This is a genomic window from Scrofimicrobium canadense, from assembly GCF_009696615.1.
GTDB classification, from domain to species: domain Bacteria; phylum Actinomycetota; class Actinomycetes; order Actinomycetales; family Actinomycetaceae; genus Scrofimicrobium; species Scrofimicrobium canadense.
Genome location: NZ_VULO01000052.1, coordinates 1 through 1038, shown reverse-complemented (window position 1 = coordinate 1038; position 1038 = coordinate 1). Strand labels below are relative to the sequence as shown.

Genomic DNA, 1038 nt, shown 5'->3' with positions numbered 1-1038 from the left:
ATCCACCTGTTTAGTCTCGATACGCTGGTGAACATGGTGGTCGCAGCGGGGCTGCATGTCGAAATGCGAGTACTCGACGCTGCCTGACACTCCCCGCCCGCCGCGCTTCGCGCTTTGGGCGAGGGTTCTGAGATCACCCCCAGAACCTTCCTGCTTCCACACGCCTTCACTAGATAGCAGCCAGGCCGCTGCCCTCCGCTCCGGTCGCTCCACAGGCTAACCCCGCCAGCCCGGCGGTTTGTATATTCCTGGCCGCGTTGATGTCGCGGTCAATGGGATAGCCGCAGCTTTCGCAGTGCCAGTGACGTTGCGACAGCGGCAGCTTCTCAACCTTGTAGCCACAGCCATGACACCGCTTGCTGCTGGGGAACCACTGGCTCACCTTCACCAGTTGGCGCCCCGCCCAGGCGGCCTGGTATTCCAGTTGCCGGACGAACTCACCCCACCCGGCATCGCTAATGGATTTAGAAAGCCGTATATTCTTGATCATACCAATGATATTAAGTGACTCGACGCACAGGACTTGGTTTTCGTTAATGAGTGCGCGGGTCGCTTTGTGGGTAGCGTCACGGCGACAGTCGGCGATCTTGGCATGTAGCCGTGCCACTTTCCAACGGTGTTTGTTGCGGTTGTTTGAACCTGCCTGTTTTTTCGCCAACCGGCGCTGCAAGCAGGCCAGCTTCGCCTCGTAGCGTTTCAGATGACGCGGATTGCCCGATTTTGCGCCGTCACTGGTAATGAACAAATCGCTCAAGCCGAGGTCAATGCCGACCGTTTTGCGCGTGACCGGAAGCGCTTTTGGCACGAAATCACACAGGCAACTGATGAAGTAGCGTCCAGCACGATCGCGTGAAATCGTGATGGTAGAGGGTGCAGAGGGTAGTGACCGGCTCCATCGGATGGGTAACGGCGTCTTCGCTTTTGCGATAGTGATCTCACCATCCCGATAGCGGAACGCGGCCTTGGTCAGCCGGATCGACTGCCGGCAATCCTTGCGCTTGAAACGTGGGTAGCGCGCCTTGAGCGTTGGGTTGAAGA

General features: G+C 58.3%; 1 protein-coding gene. It reads right to left on the bottom strand.

All coding sequences use genetic code 11. From position 1 onward, the window contains the following. Positions 1 to 169: 169 nt before the first annotated feature. A partial coding sequence (locus FYJ24_RS12505; protein ID WP_154546742.1) for an RNA-guided endonuclease InsQ/TnpB family protein occupies positions 170 to 1038 on the bottom strand: 869 nt, incomplete at its 5' end.